General features: G+C 68.8%; 12 protein-coding genes. 7 read left to right on the forward strand and 5 right to left on the reverse strand.

What is annotated here, in order from left to right; genetic code table 11:
- Positions 1 to 70 precede the first annotated feature (70 nt).
- The 3 genes from IPV08_RS13140 (at position 71) to IPV08_RS13150 (ending at position 6,727) form a co-directional block, all read left to right on the forward strand.
- On the forward strand, positions 71 to 3,019 hold the full coding sequence (locus tag IPV08_RS13140; RefSeq protein ID WP_207412219.1) for a response regulator: 2,949 nt from the start codon (positions 71 to 73) through the stop codon (positions 3,017 to 3,019).
- Positions 3,020 to 3,188: 169 nt separating this feature from the next.
- The gene (lepA, locus tag IPV08_RS13145; RefSeq protein ID WP_056422367.1) at positions 3,189 to 4,994 is read left to right on the forward strand and encodes a translation elongation factor 4; all 1,806 of its coding nucleotides are present in this window, start codon (positions 3,189 to 3,191) and stop codon (positions 4,992 to 4,994) included.
- 188 nt (positions 4,995 to 5,182) lie between these two features.
- On the forward strand, positions 5,183 to 6,727 hold the full coding sequence (locus IPV08_RS13150; protein WP_207412197.1) for a sensor domain-containing diguanylate cyclase: 1,545 nt from the start codon (positions 5,183 to 5,185) through the stop codon (positions 6,725 to 6,727).
- 63 nt (positions 6,728 to 6,790) lie between these two features.
- On the opposite strand, the gene IPV08_RS13155 is transcribed toward IPV08_RS13150, so the two are convergent.
- Positions 6,791 to 8,257: a methyl-accepting chemotaxis protein gene (locus IPV08_RS13155; protein ID WP_207412198.1), complete on the reverse strand. Its 1,467-nt coding sequence runs from the start codon at positions 8,255 to 8,257 to the stop codon at positions 6,791 to 6,793.
- Between the two features lie 412 nt (positions 8,258 to 8,669).
- Here IPV08_RS13155 and IPV08_RS13160 point away from each other — a divergent pair, with 412 nt between their 5' ends.
- Positions 8,670 to 11,744 (forward strand): N-6 DNA methylase, encoded by a 3,075-nt coding sequence (locus tag IPV08_RS13160; protein WP_207412199.1) that lies wholly within the window; start codon positions 8,670 to 8,672, stop codon positions 11,742 to 11,744.
- Between the two features lie 78 nt (positions 11,745 to 11,822).
- Here the strand turns inward: IPV08_RS13160 and IPV08_RS13165 are convergent, their stop codons facing one another.
- From IPV08_RS13165 to IPV08_RS13180, 4 genes are all read right to left on the reverse strand, one after another.
- On the reverse strand, positions 11,823 to 12,251 hold the full coding sequence (locus IPV08_RS13165; protein ID WP_207412200.1) for a hypothetical protein: 429 nt from the start codon (positions 12,249 to 12,251) through the stop codon (positions 11,823 to 11,825).
- A gap of 145 nt (positions 12,252 to 12,396) precedes the next feature.
- On the reverse strand, positions 12,397 to 12,783 hold the full coding sequence (locus IPV08_RS13170; RefSeq protein ID WP_056422356.1) for a hypothetical protein: 387 nt from the start codon (positions 12,781 to 12,783) through the stop codon (positions 12,397 to 12,399).
- Positions 12,784 to 12,848: 65 nt separating this feature from the next.
- A complete protein-coding gene (locus IPV08_RS13175) occupies positions 12,849 to 14,720 on the reverse strand; it encodes a methylmalonyl-CoA mutase family protein (RefSeq protein WP_207412201.1) in 1,872 nt (623 codons plus the stop codon).
- A gap of 211 nt (positions 14,721 to 14,931) precedes the next feature.
- A complete protein-coding gene (locus IPV08_RS13180; protein ID WP_056423249.1) occupies positions 14,932 to 15,735 on the reverse strand; it encodes an undecaprenyl-diphosphate phosphatase in 804 nt (267 codons plus the stop codon).
- A gap of 206 nt (positions 15,736 to 15,941) precedes the next feature.
- On the opposite strand from IPV08_RS13180, the gene IPV08_RS13185 reads away from it, so the two are divergent.
- The 3 genes from IPV08_RS13185 to IPV08_RS13195 all read left to right on the forward strand — a co-directional run bounded on the left by IPV08_RS13185 (position 15,942) and on the right by IPV08_RS13195 (position 18,708).
- Positions 15,942 to 16,634 carry a glutathione S-transferase family protein gene (locus tag IPV08_RS13185; RefSeq protein WP_018041671.1) on the forward strand — a complete coding sequence of 231 codons (693 nt, stop codon included), beginning with the start codon at positions 15,942 to 15,944 and terminating at the stop codon, positions 16,632 to 16,634.
- Between the two features lie 83 nt (positions 16,635 to 16,717).
- The gene (gene queG / locus IPV08_RS13190) at positions 16,718 to 17,848 is read left to right on the forward strand and encodes a tRNA epoxyqueuosine(34) reductase QueG (protein WP_207412220.1); all 1,131 of its coding nucleotides are present in this window, start codon (positions 16,718 to 16,720) and stop codon (positions 17,846 to 17,848) included.
- Complete coding sequence (locus IPV08_RS13195) at positions 17,845 to 18,708, forward strand: SDR family oxidoreductase (RefSeq protein ID WP_207412202.1); 864 nt, start codon at positions 17,845 to 17,847, stop codon at positions 18,706 to 18,708. Before queG ends, IPV08_RS13195 begins: the two co-directional genes overlap by 4 nt.
- Positions 18,709 to 19,136 lie beyond the last annotated feature (428 nt).

Here is a 19,136-nt window from a genome sequence, read left to right on the forward strand (position 1 = left end):
ACGCCCATCGGCAGGGTGGCGAGCGGTGATCGGAGGCAGAGAGCGGAGGCAACACTCGGCCGTGGCGACCATGATGGTCTTTGCCCTGGCCATCGCGCTCCCTCTCATGGTGCTCACCGTCACCACCACGGATTGGTATGTCGCGGCGGAACGCGCTCGCCTGCAGACGATGGGGCAGCTCACCGGAGACCACCTCCGCGAGCGCCTCGACCGCGATCTCTCCGAGATGAGCGCGATGGCCAGGACCCTGGCGACCTCGCCCTCCATCGACGCCCAGGATTGGGCGCGGTTCGACGCCCAGGGCCGGGCGCTGGTGGACACCACCGAGTTCACCGTGTCCCTCACCCGCTTCGACGGCCGCCACATCGTGAATACGCGTGTGCCCGCCGGTCAGCCCATGCCCACCTCTCCCCGGCCCGACATCGTCGCGGCGCTGCTCGCCACCCGGCTTCCGGTCATCTCGTCGGCCGTCAAGAGCGCGGTGACCGGGGCCGACATCATCCTGATCTGCGCCCCGGTCCTGCGCGGCGGCCCACCGGACATGTACGTCTCCGTCGCCGTGCGGGTGGATCACTTCGCCCCGCTGATCGCCCAGGCGGCGATCGACGATTCGTTCGCGGCCGTCTTCGTCGATGGCGCGCAACACGTGATCGCGCGAACGAGCGATGTGCCGAAACCGTCCGCATCGCCGGCCGGCAGCCCGTTTCCACCCATGTCGAAGCTCCAGCTGCTGGAGGATTGGGAGAAGGCGGAAGCGAGCGTCATGGAGTTCCGCCATCGCTCCGGCGTCTCCGACTGGACGGTGGTGACCGGGCTGGACCGGGACGCGTTCGAGGTTCCCCTGCGGCGGTCCCTCGTGATCCTGTCCCTCCTCGCCTTCGCGCTGCTGGGCAGCGGCGGGATCGTCGCCTGGCTTTATGCCCGTCAGGTGGCGAAGGCGGTGCGAGCGCTGCGGCGGGCCGTCAAGGCGATCGGGCGGGGCGAGACCGTCGAGCCGCCCTCCAGCCAGATCCGCGAGGTGAACCAGATCGGCCTGGCCCTCGTGACGGCAGCCCGCGTCTCGGCCGAGCAGCGCGCCACCATCGCGGAGGCCAATGCCCTCCTGGAGGTCCGGGTGGCCGAGCGCGGTCGTGAGCTCGCGGCGAGCCAGGCGCATTACCAGCTCCTCGCCGAGACCATGACCGACGTCGTCATCCTGCGCCATGCCGATTGGCGCATCGCCTATGTGTCGCCCTCCGGCGCGGCGCTGTTCGGTACGGAAGGGCCGGATTTCGATCCGCGCGCGCGCATGCACCCCGACGACCTGGCCGCCTTCTCGGCCGCGGATGCCCGCCTCGGCCCCGACCGGCCGAGCATCGTCTCCCTGTTCCGGATGCGCCATGCGGATGGCCGCTGCATCTGGATCGAGGCGGTCAACGACCTTCTCACCTCGGCGGAGCCGGGGGACCCCAACGTGATCTCCACCCTGCGGGACGTGACGAAGCGGCAGGATCAGGCCGACGAGCTGCGCATGGCCCGCGACGCCGCCGAACTGGCCCAGGCCAAGGCCGAGAATGCGAGCCGGGCGAAATCCGAGTTCATGGGCCTCGTGAGTCACGAGATCCGGACCCCCCTGACGACGATCAAGGGCTTCACCGACCTCCTCGCGCGCACGACCGGGCTCTCGACCGAGCAGGTCCGCTATCTCGCCCTCGTCGGGGCGGCCACCGATTCCCTCATCGGCACGGTGGACGATGTTCTCGACTATGCCCGGGCCGGGCAGGGCGACCTGCGCCTCGACCGTGTCCCCCTCGACTTTCCCGCCCTGGTGAGGGGGGCGGCCGATCTGGTGCGGCCCATGGCCGAGGCGAGGGGTGTCGCGATCGACGTGACCGTCACCTGCGAAGGCTCCCGCCACGTCCTCGGCGACGAGCGCCGCCTGAGGCAGATCCTCCTCAACCTGCTCCAGGACGCCATCGGCACGCTGCGCCGGGGCAGCGTCGCCCTCGCGCTGCAGGGTCCGCGCGGCGGCGAGCCCGTCGAGCGCTGGCGCGTCTCCGTCACCGCCGAGGCCGACGAAGACCCGGAACAGGCCGCGTCCCGCACCGTGGCTCTCGATGGCAGCGGCCTCGGTTTCATCATCGCCCAGCGCCTCGTCGGCCTGATGGGGGGCGGGCGCATCGACCGGAGCACACCGCTGGGCGAGGCGGCGGCTTATCGATTCTCCCTCTCCCTGGCGCCGGCGCCCGTCCTGACAGACGCCGCCCCGGTCCCCAGCCCGGCCGCGACCGGGGCGGGCCGCATCCTCGTGGTGGAGGACAACCCGATCAACCGGGAGGTCGTCCAGGCGATGCTGCATCGTCTGGGCTACGGCGTCGACATGGTCGCCGACGGAGAGGCGGGCATCCGCGCGGTCCAGGCCAGCGCCTACGACCTCGTCCTCATGGATGTGTCGCTGCCCGGAATGGACGGGACCACGGCCATCCGGCGCATCCGCTCCCTGCAGCACCCGGCGCGCCGGGTGCCGATCGTGGCCATGAGCGCCAATCTGATGCCGGACCGGGTCCGCGACCTCACGGGAGCCGGCGCCAACGGCTATCTCGGCAAGCCGTTCGATCTCCCGACCCTGTCGCGGGCGGTGGCCGAGCAGATCTCTTCCATCGTGCTGCGGGAGCGGGACGAGAGCATGCCGATGCCGGAACGGCCGCCGATCTTCGACCGGTCGGCCTTCGACGCCCTGATCGCCGAGATCGGCGCGGAGGCGGCCCGCGAGGCGGTGCGCGCCTTCGTCCGGCGCCTCGACCATTCCGCGGTGGACCCGGGCGCGGCCAATGCGGAATCACTCGCCGCCGAGGCCGACAGGACCGGATTCCGCGACCTCGCCAAGGCCTACCGGACCCTCGCCGCGCTTTCCCCCGGTGCCGCGCGCGACGAGGCCGAGGGGCGATGCCGCGTCGCCCGCGACCTGATGAACCGCATGGTCCACGAGATCACGGGGCCGACCATGCCCGAGATCCGCCAGACGGTGGCTTTGCTCTGAGAGCTGTCACGCCCTCCGCTACAGGGCGCGACCACGTGCTGACGCGGCTCCGCTTGGCGTGCCGAGGCCACACTGCTATCTCCCGACACGCGTCCACACACCGAAAAGCCGTGCGCCGGGCCCGTCCTTACGCCGACGGACCGCGACCGCGCCGGAGACAGACCCCTCGATGACCACCGTCCCCATCGACAACATCCGTAATTTTTCCATCGTCGCGCATATCGACCACGGCAAGTCGACGCTGGCGGATCGGTTGATTCAGACCACCGGCACGGTGGCGCTCCGTGACATGAGCGAGCAGATGCTCGACTCCATGGACATCGAGAAGGAGCGCGGCATCACCATCAAGGCGCAGACCGTGCGCCTCGAATACAAGGCGGAGGACGGCAAGAACTACGTCCTCAACCTGATGGACACCCCCGGCCACGTCGACTTCGCCTACGAGGTCTCGCGCTCGCTCGCGGCCTGCGAGGGCTCGCTACTGGTGGTGGACGCGTCCCAGGGCGTCGAGGCGCAGACGCTGGCCAACGTCTACCAGGCGCTCGACGCCAACCACGAGATCGTGCCCGTCCTCAACAAGATCGACCTGCCGGCCGCCGAGCCCGAGCGCATCCGTGCCCAGATCGAGGAAGTGATCGGCATCGACGCCTCCGAGGCGGTGGCGATCTCGGCGAAGAGCGGCCTCAACATCGAGGCGGTGCTGGAGGCCATCGTCAAGCGCCTGCCGCCGCCCAAGGGCGACCGCGACGCCCCCCTCAAGGCCCTGCTGGTGGACAGCTGGTACGACGTCTATCTCGGCGTCGTCGTGCTGGTGCGCATCGTCGACGGCGTGCTCAAGAAGGGCATGAACATCCGCATGATGCGGGCCGACGCCGTGCACGGCGTCGACAAGATCGGCGTGTTCCGGCCGAAGATGGCCGATATCGGCGAGCTCGGCCCCGGCGAGGTCGGCTTCTTCACCGGCTCGATCAAGGAGGTCGCCGATACCCGCGTGGGTGACACGCTCACGGAAGACAAGCGCCCCTGCAAGGAGATGCTGCCGGGCTTCAAGGACGTGCAGTCCGTGGTGTTCTGCGGGCTCTTCCCGGTGGATGCCGCCGAGTTCGAGACCCTGCGCAGCGCCATGAGCAAGCTGCGCCTCAACGATGCGAGCTTCTCCTACGAGATGGAGACCTCGGCGGCGCTCGGCTTCGGCTTCCGCTGCGGCTTCCTCGGGCTGCTGCATCTCGAGATCATCCAGGAGCGCCTGGAGCGCGAGTTCAACCTCGACCTGATCTCCACGGCCCCTTCCGTGGTCTATCGCCTGCAGATGACCGACGGGACGATCAAGGAGCTGCACAACCCGGCCGACATGCCGGACGTGATGAAAATCACCGCCATCGAGGAGCCGTGGATCCGCGCCACCATCCTCACGCCCGACGAGTATCTCGGCGGCGTGCTCAAGCTCTGCCAGGACCGGCGCGGCACCCAGGTCGACCTCAACTACGTCGGCAAGCGCGCCATGGTGGTGTACGACCTGCCCTTGAACGAGGTGGTGTTCGACTTCTACGACCGCCTGAAATCGATCTCGAAGGGCTACGCCTCGTTCGACTACCACATCTCGGATTATCGCGAGGGCGACCTCGTGAAGATGTCGATCCTCGTCAATGCCGAGCCGGTGGACGCGCTCTCGATGCTGGTCCATCGCAGCCGCGCCGAGCATCGCGGCCGGGCCATGTGCGAGAAGCTGAAGGACCTGATCCCCCGCCACCTGTTCCAGATCCCGGTCCAGGCGGCGCTCGGCGGCAAGATCATCGCCCGCGAGACCATCAAGGCCCTCTCCAAGGACGTGACCGCCAAGTGCTACGGCGGCGACATCTCGCGCAAGCGCAAGCTCCTCGACAAGCAGAAGGAGGGCAAGAAGAAGATGCGCCAGTTCGGCCGCGTGGAGATTCCGCAGGAGGCGTTCATCGCCGCGCTGAAGATGGACGATTGAGGAAGGCCGGAGGCGGGGCACCGTCTATTTTCAACCCCAGGTAGCGCTGCCGGGTTCGGCAACCTGGCCTTAAGACATCCGGCTTACGATGCCTCGTCCTAGGTATCGTGACAGGGACGGCGTCCTGGCGGGAGCGAGGGCGGCGTTGTCAGAACCAAGACCCCGAGGGGGGCTTGGGAGGGGGTGAGATGATCCTGGTGCGACGACTCGCTCGCAGGTTCCAGTCGGCGCATACGTGGATCGCCTTCGGAATCCTGGCGCCTGTGGGCATGCTCGTCGTGTCGGCCATCATGTTGCTCGACCTCCGGCAGGATGCCTGGGAGAAGGCCGAGCAGACCTCCCAGAACCTGCTGCAGGTCATCGAACGCGACATCGCCCGCAACATCGAGATCATCGATCTCTCGCTGCAAGGCGTCATCGAGAACCTGAAACTGCCCGCTCTGGCCAATCTCTCGCCGGACCTGCGCCAGCTGATCCTGTTCGACCGGGCCATCACCGCGCAGGATATGGGCGTGATCCTCGTCCTCGACGAGAAGGGCGACAGTATCCTCGACGGCCAGGCCATCCCGGCGCGCCCCGTCAACAATTTCGACCGCGACTATTTCCAGGCCCACAAAGCCCGGGCCGGCCTCGGCCTCCTCATCAGCCGGCCGCTGCTGTCGCGCCTGACCGGCGCTCGTGTGATGGTGCTGAGCCGCCGTGTCGACAAGCCGGACGGGTCCTTCGGCGGGGTGGTGCTGGGCACGCTCAAGCTGTCGTATTTCACGCGGCTGTTCGATCGCCTCGGCCTCGGGAGCGAGGGCGCGATCAACCTGTACCTGCGCGATGGCACGCGCATCATGCGCTACCCGTATATCGATTCCCACATCGGGCTGAGCATCGCCGGCTCGTCCAATCTGCAACGATTCGTGCGGGAGGGCAGCGGCAGCTTCGTCGCCCCATCCGCCCGCGACGGGGTCGAGCGGAACTACGCCTTCACGCAGGTCGCGACCTTGCCGCTGATCCTCAACGTCGCCCTGGCGGTGAACGAGATCGAGGCCGAATGGCGCGCGAAGGCGATCGTCATCAGCGCCATCGTGGTGGTGCTGTGCGGCCTGACCATCGGCCTCTCGCTCCTGTTCGGCCGGGAGTTGGAGCGGCGCACCGCGATGCAAATCGAACTCGCCCGCCAGTCGCGCACCGATGCGCTGACCGGCCTGCCCAATCGCCGCCGGTTCGAGGAGGCCCTGGCCGCCCTGCGCAGCGACGCCGCCCTCGCGACCCGTCCCTTCGCGCTTCTGGCCATCGATGCCGACCACTTCAAGCGTTTCAACGACCGCTACGGGCATGCGGTGGGTGACGATGTGCTGCGCGGCCTCGCCCGCTGCCTGCTGGAGAGCATCCACCGGCCCGCCGACATCGTCTGCCGGGTGGGCGGCGAGGAATTCGTGATCCTGCTGCAGGACGGCGACAAGGACGAAGCCCTGCGCATCGCCGAACGGGTCCATGCCAGGGTGGCGCTTCTGTCGGTGGAGGCGGCCGGGATCGAAGCCGGATCGGTGACCGTGAGCATCGGCGTCGCGACCATGGGCGCGCCCGCGACCGATCCCCTGGCGCCATCGGACCTGTACAGTCTCGCCGATGCGGCCCTCTACGAGGCCAAGGCCAACGGCCGCAATCAGACCCGCTGCGTCGAGCGCCGTCGCGGGGAGGCGGACCGGCGGCAGGCGAGCTTTCGTCTGGCGGGCGCCTGACAGAGCGCATCACCACCCCCGGTCGATGCGGAGCGGTTGGGACCGCGATCCCGGCACAAGCCTTCAACGGGCCGAGACGGCCAGTTGCCGCGTCGCTTCGCCGAGGTCGCGACCCTGGTCGCGCAGGTGGCCGGAGGTCGCCCCGAGGGCCTGTGACGAGGCCAGCGCTTCCTCGGTCGTGGCGCGCAGGGCGTCGAGGTGGCGGGTCGCTTCGAGGATCGTGCCGCGCACCCGCGACACGCCTTCGGCGATGCCGCCCGCAGCCTCCTGGTGGGAGGCGCTGACGCGGGAAATGTCGGCAGCGCTGACGCGGACGGATGACACCTCGTTCCGCACCGAGGCGAGGGAGGCGGTCGATTGGGCGGCGACCTCCCTGAGGCGACCGATCTGCTGCGAGATCTCGGCTGTGGCGGTGCTGACCCGGTTCGAGAGGTCCTTCACCTCTGCGGCCACCACCGAGAAGCCACGTCCGGCGGTGCCCGCGCGGGCCGCCTCGATCGTGGCGTTGAGGGCCAGGAGGTTGGTCTGGGCGGCGATGGTGCCGATGAGGTCGCTGATCTGCCCGATGCCGGCGATCCGCTCCTGGAGTTCAGAGAAGACGTCCACCGCCTGATCCAGGATGCCGCCCGTCCGGTCGGCGATGATCTCGACCTGTCCGGCATGGGCGCTCGCCTCGCGCGAGAGTGCGACGAGGCCCTGAGCGGCATCCGACACGCCGTCGATGTCGCGGGAGGCGGCGAGGTTCGCCCGGTCCGCCTGGGCCCGGCTTTCGTCCACGGTCTCGGCCACGGCGAGGACCGTGCGGGCGCCCGCCTCCACCTGCATCGTCGTGTCCGCGAGCCCGGAGGCGATCCCGTCGAGGGCCGCCATGAGCGAGCGGACGCGCTCGCGCTGGGCATGGTCGGTGATCGTGATGGCGAGGCGGTCGGCCACGTAGGCCATCAGTTCGAGCAGGGCTTCGCTCAACTCCGCCTTCTCGCGGGAGAAGAATTCCAGCACGATCTCGACCCGGTCGCCGATGCGGACCGGAAACATGAAGCAGCCGCGTACGCCGTTTTCCCGCGCCGCCGTCGCCCGGACGAAGCCGGGCACAACCGTCACGTCCTCGCAGGAGATCGCGCGTCCCTCCGCGCAGACGCGCCCCACCAGCCCTTGGCCGGGGGCGAAGACCGCCCGCTCCGAACTTGCGACGAAGGCGTCCGCCGGCCCCGGCTCGTCGGACGTGGCGAGGTACCACGCCCTCATCGACACCATTCCGCCCGCGGCGCCCATTCCACCGGCGTCCACGCCGTCCTGATTCATGCGTCGGTAGGCATGGGCGATCGGCCATTCGGTGAAGCGGCCGACGATGGCGAGGCAATCGACGATAGCGGCCTCCGGCGTCGGCGCGTTGGTGCAGGCGCGCGAAATCGCGTTCAGGAAGGCGAGCACCGCGCCGAGGTCGTGCGACAGCATCCCGGCCGCAGGCGGGTTCTCTTCCCGCCGCCGACCGGTCCTGCCGAGCCATCCGCCGACGATCGACCTGACCATGAAACCCTCATGCGAGCCTTGCGAGCCTATCGGTCCGGGCGACCGGAAGCCGGGCCCGGTCGGCAGCCTCTTTGCAGCCGGAACTTAGCGTCCCTTTCCTTGATCAAGCCTTCGGTTCATCACGCGCGACTGGGTAATTTGGTATCAATCCTGCGCAAATTCTCATCAAAGATCAGGCGCGACCGCCCACGGTGCCGGGAGTTCATGGCGGTTCCGGTCCGGGCGGAATGCGAAACGTACCCGCGACGGGTTTCCTCCAGGTTCACCTCGCCATCCTCGATCGCCTCTCCGCGGTTCGCCCTTCGCTCTTCGCCCCTCGGCAAGGGCGGCCTCCCCACAGGCATCGTGCGCTCGACCCTTGATGGACAACCTGAGGTATACTAACCCGCTTCTCTCTCCTGAGGAGGCGTGGATGTCGATCGACGGTGATTCCCTGAGCGCGATCGTCGCGGAACTCTCGATCCGTCCGGGACATGAGAAGGTCAGGGCGCTGCTCTACCGCCTGCTGACCGAGGCGCTGGGCGCCAAGAGCGAGCAGATCTTCTTCGAGAGAAAGATACCTGAGGTTAGGGGCCGTCTCGATGCCCTGCTCGGCCGGACGATCATCGAGATCAAGTCCGACCTGCGCCGGGAGGGCAAGGAGGCCGAGGCCCAGCTCACCCGCTACCTGCCCGAACGCGAGGGGGCCACCGGCCAGCGTTACGTGGGGCTCGCCACCGACGGCGCCAGCTTCGTCGCCTACGAGATGCGGGACGGCGTCCTGGTGCGGCTCACCGAGCACGAGGTGAGGCTGGCGGATGCCCGTGGCCTCACCGCCTGGCTCGAAGGCGTCATCGCCGTCCTCGACTGGCTGCCGGCGGACGCGGCCGGGATCACCAACGAGCTCGGCCGCCAGAGCGCCGCCTTCGCGCGGACTCTCGGCCTCCTCGCCAAGGCCTGGGAGGCGCTGGCGGCGGACCCCGAGGCGGTCCTGAAGCGGCAGCTCTGGTCGCGCCATCTCGGCTTCGTCTACGGCAAGGCCATCGACGACGACACGCTCTGGCTCCAGCACACCTACCTGGTCATCCTCGCCAAGGCGATCGCCGCCGGAACCATGGGCGCCACCGGGCGCTCGCCCGAGGATCTGCTGTCGGGGCGCGCCTTCCACGAGGCGGGGGTCCACGGCGCGGTGGAGACGGATTTCTTCGGCTGGGTGATCCAGGCGCCGGGCGGGGAGGCCATCGTCGCCAGCCTGGCCGCGCATGCCGCCCGGTTCGACCTCGGCAGCGTCGATGTCGACCTTCTGAAGGTGCTCTACGAATCCCTCATCGATCCGGCGCAGCGCCACGATCTCGGTGAATATTACACCCCCGACTGGCTCGCCCGGAAGGTGGTGCGGCGTGCTCTCGACCGGCCGGCCGAGCAGACCTGCCTCGATCCCGCCTGCGGCTCGGGCAGCTTTCTGTTCCACGCCGTGCGCCTCAAGCGCGAGGCCCTGATCGCGGCGGGCGTGCCGCTCACCGAGATCGCGTCGCGCTGCTGCGCCTCGGTCACGGGGCTGGACGTCCATCCGGTGGCCGTCATCTTCGCCCGCGTCACATACTTGCTGGCGCTCGGCGACGCCCTGCCGGGGCGAGGCGGCGACATCTCCCTGCCGGTCTATCTCGGCGATGCGCTGCAATGGAACGTGAAGCGCGACGCGTTCGAGAGCGACCTCGTGGTCGAGGTGCCGCGCGACCCCCGCGAGGGCCGCAAAGGCGCGCCGACCCTGCGTTTTCCCCTCGGCCTCTGTGCCGATCCGCCCCTGTTCGACCGCGTCGTCACCGCCATGCACGATGCCAGCGAGGCCGGCCGCACGGCGGACGCCTTCGCGCGCGGGCTCGCGGGGCTCGGCGTCGCGGCGGAGCAGCACGCGACGCTCGTCACCACCTTCACGATCTACGACCGCCTGCGCCGGGCCGGGCGCGACCATGTCTGGGGCTTCTTCGCCCGCAACCTCAGCCGCCCGGTCGCGCTCTCGGACGGCGCCAGGGTCGATGTCGTCATCGGCAACCCGCCCTGGCTGTCCTACCGCTACATGGCGCCCGCCCTGCAGGCCCTCTTCCGGGATACCGCGCGCCGGCTCGGCATCTGGGTCGGCCCCGACGAGGCGCGGCTGGTGACGCAGACCGATCTGTCGGGCCTGTTCTTCGCACGCGCCGCGGAGCTTTATGTCCGGCCGCCGGAAGGCGACCGCCCGGGCGGGCGGGTCGCCATGGTGTTGCCGCTCGCCGCCATGAGCCGGGGCCAGTTCCGCGCCTTCCGCACCGGGGACTGGACCGAGGTCCGTGTCGCGTTCTCGGACGCTTGGGTTCTCGACAATCAGGCCGTCTCGCCCCTGTTCAGGGTTCCCACCTGCGTCCTGTTCGCCGACGTCACGGCGGGGGAGGCCCGGCCGACGCCCATGCGGGTCACGGCTTTCGCCGGGCGCCTTCCCTTCAAGGACGTACCCGAGGAGGTGGCGGATCGCTGCCTGCGGCAGGATCAGGCCGATGCGCCGGTGGCGGCGAGTTTCGAGGCCGGGTCGCCCTATCGCCCGCTCTTCCATCAAGGGGCGACCCTGGTTCCGCGCATGCTGTGTCTGGTGGATCGGGTTCAGTCCGGCCGTCTCGGCGGCAACGCCGCAGCGCCGCTCTTGCGAAGTAGGCGGTCCCCGCAGGAGAAAGTCCCCTGGCGAGACCTGCCCGCTCAGCAGGGGGCGGTCGAAAGCGGTTACGTCCGGCCGGTCTATCTCGGCGAATCCATCGCGTCGTTCCGCGTTCTGAACGCATTCGAGGGCATCGTGCCCGTGGCGTCCGATGGGAATGTTCTCGACGCAAAACAGGCGAGCGATCGTGGTGTGAACCGTCTCGGAGCCTGGATGCGACAAGCCGAGGCAAGCTGGGCGCAACACAGCGCCGGACGCATCACCCTCAAGCAGCGATGGAATTTCCAACGCGGATTGTCCTCGCAATTTCCGCTGCCGCCCATTCGCGTGGTCTTCGCCAAGGCCGGATTATGGCCCGCGGCCTGTATCGTCAGGGATCGCCGGGGAATCATCGACCACAAACTCTACTGGGCGGACATTCCTTCCGAGGACGAAGCCCGCTTCCTCATCGCCATCCTCAACAGCGAGGCGGCTCGCATCCGCATCGCCCATCTGCAGAGCCGGGGTGAGCAGGGCGCGCGGGACTTCGACAAACTGATGTTCACGCTTCCGATCCCCCGCTTCGACCCGCGCGAGGCGGTCCATGCCGGGCTGGCGGCGGAAGGCGCGGTGGCGGAGGAGGTGGCGGCCGCCGTCGCGCTGCCCATGGGGGCCTCGTTCCAAAAGGCGAGGGCCCTGGTGCGGGACGCCTTGCGGGAGGAGGGCGTGTCGGCCCGCATCGACGCTTTGGTGGAGACGCTCCTCGGGCCTGATCCGCGCCTCGCCCTACCGGACGAAGAGGCCGTTCCTGCCCGCGACGAGGAGGAGACCGTCGACGCCTGATACCGAGGCCCGGCGGACGACCGCCGCCGCGCGGACAGGCCTGAGTGAGCCGACCCGGCGAGGCTCGGTTCGAGGCCGCTACTGGGCCTTGTCGCCGGTTTCCGGGGCGGTCCTGTCGGCGGGCGGTTCGGCGGTCGCCACCGCCGTGCGTTCCAGCATCGGCTGGAGGCGGATGGCGAGCTCGCCGCCGAGATGACGGGTATAGGCGGCCTTGAAATAGCGCTGGCCGGTGCCGTTGCCGAAGAGCCGGTCATGGGTGCGGATCATCGCATCCACCTCGGGGCGGCAGAGGAAGCCGATGATTCCCGCCGCCTCGTACCAGCGGCCCGCCCGGGCGTGCCGCATGGCGGCCGGGTTGGCCATCACCGTCTCGGCGAAGCAATCCGTGGCGGCGCGCTCAAGCGGCGCCATGGTCGCATGGGCGTGTCCGGGTGTGCGGGGCGCCGCGTTCGCGGCACCCGCCGTCGCGACAAGGGTCAAGAGAGCGCCAAGCAGCCGAGCTTTCATCGCGCACATACCTCGAGGTCGATCGAAATCGATTCGCCCCAAGTATTCATCGAAGACTTGGACAGGAACAGGGCATGGCGCGCCCCGAAACCTGCGATGCGAGATTTCGTGAGCCGACTGTGCCCGGCCGATCACAGGGGCCGGATCAGCCCCGCTTCTCGGCGTTCCAGCGGCCGGAGCAGCGGATCGCGCCGTTGCTCGTCCATGTGCCGCTGCCGTAGCCGCCGCGATCCAGCTGGCCGACCACGGTGGCACCGTCGGAACCGCGCATGATCGTCGCCCGCACGGAGCCGTTGCCGGAGACGCGCCCCCGGATGTCGAAATCGCCGCCGGGATAACTCGCCTCGCCCTTGGCTATCCGGACGCCGTAGCGGTAGGCGCGGTCGCAGGGGCCGTCCTGGGTGATGACCTCGATGCTCCAGGCGCCGTCGTAGCGGTTGGGCACCGAGACCTTCCGCGTGGCCGCCTCGGTGGTCCCGAGGGACGTCGTGAGGAGGGCGAGGGAGCCGGCGGCAAGGAGGAAGCGTCGCATCGTAGCCTGTTCTGCAAGGACGTGATCGGGGCTGGGAACGTCCCTGATCGCGTATCGGTTGCGGTTCACGCTCCTGTGGCTTCGCCCAAGGCGGCCTGAAGCAGCGTGAGGAGATCACCTCCCGCGTGCAGATAGGCATCGACCCCCGCCGCTTTGAGCCCCTCCGCGAGATCGCCGGGCTTGCCAGCGAGGTACACGGTCGTCGCGCCCGCTTTCTTCAGAGCCTCGGCCGCCGCGACGGCGTGAGTGGCGTAGAGGGCGTCCGATGAGCAGAGGCAAGCGATGCGCGCGCCGGATGCGGCGAAAGCCCTGGCCAGTGCGTCGCTCTCCGAAAAACCCTCTTCGTTCACCGCCTCGATGCCGCCGGCCGCGAAGGCGTTGGCGGCGAAGGTCGAGCGGGCGTTGAAGACGGCGACCGTCCCGAGATTGGCCAGGAACACCCGAGGGCGCCGCCCCGTCTCGGCGAGATAGGTGTCGGAGGCGTCGCGCAGGGCTTCGTAGGGCTCGGCGAGGCGGAAGGAGGGCAGGGCCTCGCAGGTGGTCGTCCCGGCCCCGTCGAGGGCGAAAGCGGGCGCCACGACATTGGAGGGTGGCAGGTCGAGGACCGTCACCGGCTTCTCGGCGAGGAAGGGGAACTCGCTCGCCCCTGTGAGGGGCTCGCGGCGCGTGGCGACGTTCTTCGCGCGGGTGGCGCGGGTCTCGCCGATCCGGGCCTGGATCGCGCCGGCCTGCAGGCTGGCGACGATGCCGCCCTCCCGCTCGATCGCCTGGAAGGCGGCCCAGGCCGTGGTGGTGAGCTCCTCGGTGAGCGCCTCGAACCCGCCGGCCCCAGCCGCCGGGTCGGCGACGCGGGCGAGGTTGGATTCCTCGATCAGGACGATCTGGCTGTTGCGGGCGACGCGCCGGGCGAAGGCGTCGGCGAGGCCCAGCGAGGCGGTGTAGGGGATGACGGTGACGGAATCGGCGCCGCCGAGCCCGGCCGAACAGGCGGCCATGCCGGTGCGCAGGATGTTCACGAACGGGTCGTTCCGGTTCATCATCCGCCACGCCGTCTCGGCATGCAGGCGCAGCGGCTTCGGGTCGAGCCCGCAGGCGGCCTCCACCCGCGCCCAGAGGCGGCGCATGGCGCGGAACTTGGCGATGGTCAGGAACTCGTCGGCATCGGCCACGAGGAGGATGGCGACGGCATCGCGGGCGCGGGCGAGGTCGTGCCCGCCGGCCTCCAGCATGCGCAGATAGGCGACGGCCGTGGCGAGGGTGGCGGCGAGTTCCGCCGCCTCGCTGGCCCCTGCCTCGTGATAGGGGCGCCCGTCGGCGAGCATCGTCCGGCCCGTGAAGCCGGCTCCGTCGAACTCCGACAGGAGCGCCGAGACCGCCGCGCCGATCTCAGGGATCGTCGCGTCGAGGCGGCCAGTGGCGGCGAGCGTCCCGATCGGGTCGAGGCCGAGATCGAGGTCGAGGCTGCCGAGATCCTCGTTGCGGTGCGCGGCCAAAGTCTTGACCAGACGGGCGGCTTCCAGCCCGCGCCCGCCGGCATCGAGCCGCGTCGCGATGAGGGAGAGCATCACGCCCGACAGGGCGGTGTCGAGGGCCGGGACGTCGTCGACGGCGAGGCCGAAGCCGCGCGCCGAGACCGCGCCCGCGAAGACGAGGTTCAGCGCATCGGCGCCGCCTTCGAGATCGGCCATCGCGAGATCGTGGGCGGCCTGCGCGTCCGGGTGGTCCACCCGCTGGGCGATGCGCCAGGGGCCGGGCGCGCGCATGGGCTGCGCCACCGGCGCGGCGGGCTCGTAGAGCGGTTCGATCCGGATGCCGTCCGCCGTCTTCGAGACCAGGCGCTTCTCGAAATCGCCGCCCTTGAGCACGCCCTCGACCAGGCCGAGCCACCGCTCACGGGTGGGCGTGGGGAACAGGTCGGCGAGGGGGCGATTGTCCATCGTCAGGGCCTTGGCGCACGCTTCCGCCGGCCGCGCATGGCCGGACGCTGTCGGCGACAGCCCTCGCACGGCGAGGCTTGCCGGGCAACACGCCCGACTCATCAAAGAAATCAGCGCGGACTCAAAGAAAAACGAAGGTCGGAGCCAAGTCGCGACCTCGTGGCCCTGGGTCCCAGCGCGGGCGCGGGTCCGGGGCCACGAGGCGGGTTCGTCAGCCGAACAGGATCAACCCCGCAAAGCCGAGCGAGCCGACGATGATGCGCCACCACGCGAACAGCCGGAAGCCGTGGGAGGAGACGTAGTCGAGCACGGTGCGGACCACGACGAAGGCCGAGAGGAAGGCCACGACGAAGCCGATGACGATGAGCCCGGCATCGTCCTGCGAGAGGTTCTTGTAATTGTCGAGGAGGTCCTTGGCGAAGGCGCCGGCCATGGTCGGGATCGCGAGGTAGAACGAGAACTCGGTGGCCGAGCGCTTGTCCGCTCCCATCAGCATCGCGCCGACGATGGTGGCGCCCGAGCGCGACACGCCGGGGATCATCGCGATGCACTGGAACAGGCCGATCTTGAAATCCATCGGCAGGGTGAAGTCGAAGACGTCGCGCTTCTTCACCTCGAGGTCGGTCTCGTCGAGGACGAGGAGGACGAGGCCGCCGGCCACCAGGGTGGCGCAGACGATCCAGGGATTGAACAGGTAGAACTTGATGGCTTTCGAGAACAGGCCGCCGATGATCGCCGCCGGCAGAAAGGCCAGCAGGATGCCGAGGACGAAGCGCCTCGCGTTCGGATCGCTCGGAAACGCCACGGCGATTCCGAGGAGGCGGCGGAAATAGACGGCCAGGATCGCCAGGATCGCGCCGAGCTGGATCAGCACCTCGAACGTGTTGTTGGGCGATTGGAAGCCGATGAAGTGGCCGACCAGGAGCTGGTGGCCGGTGGAGGAGACCGGAATGAACTCGGTGGCGCCTTCGACGACGGCGAGCACGACCGCCTTCACGATGCTCATGGCATCCATCATGTCTCGCCTCGGTTGTTGTGGGGTGGGAGCGCGGGGTCGCCGGACGGTGTCGGCGATCAGAGTTGACGAGCGGTTACCGGAACATGTCCAGCGTGTTAATGAGGCGGCAATGATCGGGCAATAAGTCTCGACTGGCGACCCTCACCCACCGGCGGTCTCGATACGGCGCGTCCCGCGGTTCCATCCCCTTCGAAACGGCCTCTATGGCGACGCTTCACCACTCACCCTTCTGTCCGCATTCGCGCTTCATCCGTCTCGTGCTCAGCGAGATGGGCATGGAGCCCGCACTCGTGGAAGAGCGGGTCTGGGACCGGCGCGAGGCGTTCCTCCTCATCAATCCGGCCGGGACGACGCCGGTCCTGGTGGAGGAGACCGGGCTCGCGGTGCCGGGGGCCGGCATCATCGCCGAATATCTGGACGAGACCCGCGGCCTCGGCCTGTCCGGGCGCCGGCTGCTGCCGGAGGCCACCGCCGATCGCGTGGAGGTCCGCCGCCTGCTCGACTGGTTCCTGGTGAAGTTCGATGCCGAGGTGACCGGCTATCTCGTCACCGAGAAGATCTCGAAGCGCTTCATGACCAGCGCCAATGGCGGCGGTCCGCCGGACATGCATGCCATTCGTGCGGCGCGCACCAATGTGCGCTACCATATGAAGTATATCGGCTACCTGATGTCCCGCCGGAAATGGATCGCCGGCGACCATCTGACCTATGCGGATCTCGCGGCCGCGGCCCACCTCTCCTGCGTGGATTATCTCGGCGACGTGCCATGGGACGAGGACGAGACGGCGAGGGACTGGTACGCGCGGCTGAAATCGCGCCCCTCCTTCCGGACGCTGCTGGCGGACCGGGTTCCGGGCATGGCCCCGGCGGATCATTACGCGGACCTGGATTTCTGAACGCCCCTTCGGGCCAGTTCCGGGCAGAGGGCGAGCAGGCGGCCGGCCGCCGTGAGCAGCGCAAAATTCTCTCCGGCGATGCCCTGAGGCAGGCGCTCGAGGCCCGCGCCCGGCATCTCGGCTTCGACGCGGTGCGGGTGACCACCCCCGATGCGGTGCCGGCCCTGCGCGAGCGGCTGCCGGCCTGGCTCGCCGCCGGGCATCACGGCGAGATGGAGTGGATGGTGGAGCGCGCGGACCAGCGCGCCGATCCGGCGGTTCTCTGGCCGGGCGTTCGCAGCATCGTGATGCTGGGCATGAACTATGGCCCCGAGGCCGATCCGCTTGCGCTGCTGGCCCTGAAGGATCGCGGCGCCATCGCGGCCTATGCCCAGCGCCGCGATTATCACGATGTAGTGAAGGGCAAGCTGAAGGAGCTCGGCGGCTACCTCTCCGCCAAGGGCGACGTGCGGGTGAAGGTCTTCGTCGACACCGCGCCGGTGATGGAAAAGCCGCTCGCCGCCGCGTCGGGCCTCGGCTGGCAGGGCAAGCACACGGTCCTGATCTCGCGCGAGCACGGCAACTGGCTCCTGCTCGGAGCGATCTATACCTCCGCCGATCTCGTGCCGGACTTGCCCGAGGCCGACCATTGCGGCTCGTGCCGACGCTGCCTCGACATCTGCCCGACCGCTGCGTTTCCCGCCCCGTACCAGCTCGATGCGCGGCGCTGCATCTCCTACCTCACCATCGAGCACGAGGGGCCGATCGCGCCCGAATTCCGCGAGGCCATCGGTAACCGGGTCTTCGGTTGCGACGATTGCCTCGCCGTCTGCCCCTGGAACAAGTTCGCCGCCGCCGCCTCGGAGGCGCGCCTCGGCGCGCGGGCCGACCTCGCCGCGCCTCCCCTCGCCGAACTGGCGCGTCTCGACGATGCGGCCTTCCGGGCGCGGTTCGCCGGAACCCCGGTGAAGCGCACGGGGCGCGACCGCTTCCTGCGCAACGTCCTCATCGCCATCGGCAATTCCGGCGATCCGGCGCTCGCTCCAGAAGCCGAACGCTGTCTCTCCGATCCGTCGCCCCTGGTGCGCGGCATGGCGGTCTGGGCGTCGAGCCGCCTCACCGACGCGGCGGCGATGCGCGGCCTTTTCAACAGCCACGCCATCGGCGAAACCGATGCCGAGGTCGGCGCCGAATGGCGCGCGGCACTCGATCACGCGGGAAACACGACGGCATGAACCTCTTCGTCTTCGGTCTGGGTTTCACGGCGCGCCGCTTCGTCGAACGCGCGGCGGGGCGGTTCGGCGAGATCCGCGCCACCGTCACCGACCCGGCCCGGCCGGGCGCTGGCCTCGACGGCGTCGCCCTGCGCGGCTTCGGCCCCGAGACGGACGACGCGCGGATCGCGGGCGACCTCGCCGATACGGACGTGCTGCTGGTCTCGGCACCGCCGTCCCGCGACGGCGACACGGTGCTGGCCCGCTACCGGGACGCCATCGCCGACAGCCGAATCGGCTGGATCGGTTACCTCTCCACCATCGGGATCTACGGCGACCAGCAGGGTGCGTGGATCGACGAGACGACGCCGCCCAACCCCACGAGCGGGCGCTCGCATGGCCGCATCGCCGTGGAGAAGGTCTGGCTCGCCTTCGGGCAGGAGACCGGCAAGGCCGTGCAGGTGTTTCGGCTGTCCGGCATCTACGGGCCGGGCCGCAACCCCATCGTGAAGCTGCGCGAGGGCAAGTCGCAGCGCATCATCAAGCCGGGTCAGGTGTTCAACCGCATCCATGTGGACGACATCGCCACGACCCTGCTCGCCTCCATCGACAGGCCGAGGGCACAGGCGGTCTACAACGTCACCGACGACGAGCCGACGCCGCCGCAAGTGGTGACCGAATACGCCGCCGGCCTCGCCAACCTGCCGCTGCCGCCCGAGATCGATTTCGAGACGGCGGATCTGAGCCCGATGGCGCGCAGCTTCTACGGCGAGAACAAGCGCGTGCGGAACCGCCTGATCCGCGAGGAGCTCGGCGTCGATCTCGCCTATCCGACCTACCGCGAGGGCCTGGCCGCACTGGTCGCCGATGCCAGGGCGTGACGCTCGAGAACATATCCCATCGCGAGGACGACGCAGATTTCGGTCATTTCCCTCACAGGAGGGAGCCGAATGGCAACGAAGCGTCTGTTGTCGCGACTGCTTCTTTGCTCGGGCATGAATGATCTACGGCGGAATGAATGATTTCGGTTTATTTTTAATCGGCCCCCGACCGTAAGAATCTCTCTTGCGCGACCGGTTTTCGGATCGGGCTGTAAAAAATTTCGATGCGGGCTGCTAGGTTTCTTGCGAAGACTTTCTCTATTTGAGGAGGAAGAATTCATCTCGACTCGAATTCACGCTGATCTATGGAATTGCGGTATTCATGTCTTGATTCATCGGACCCGTGTGCGATCCGGTCATCGATCAATTTTGGCCCTATCCTCTGCATACTAACATCGGTTTATAATAAATGTGTCGTATAGGCAAAG

Source organism: Methylobacterium sp. SD274, assembly GCF_017355285.1.
Taxonomy (GTDB): Bacteria; Pseudomonadota; Alphaproteobacteria; order Rhizobiales; family Beijerinckiaceae; genus Methylobacterium.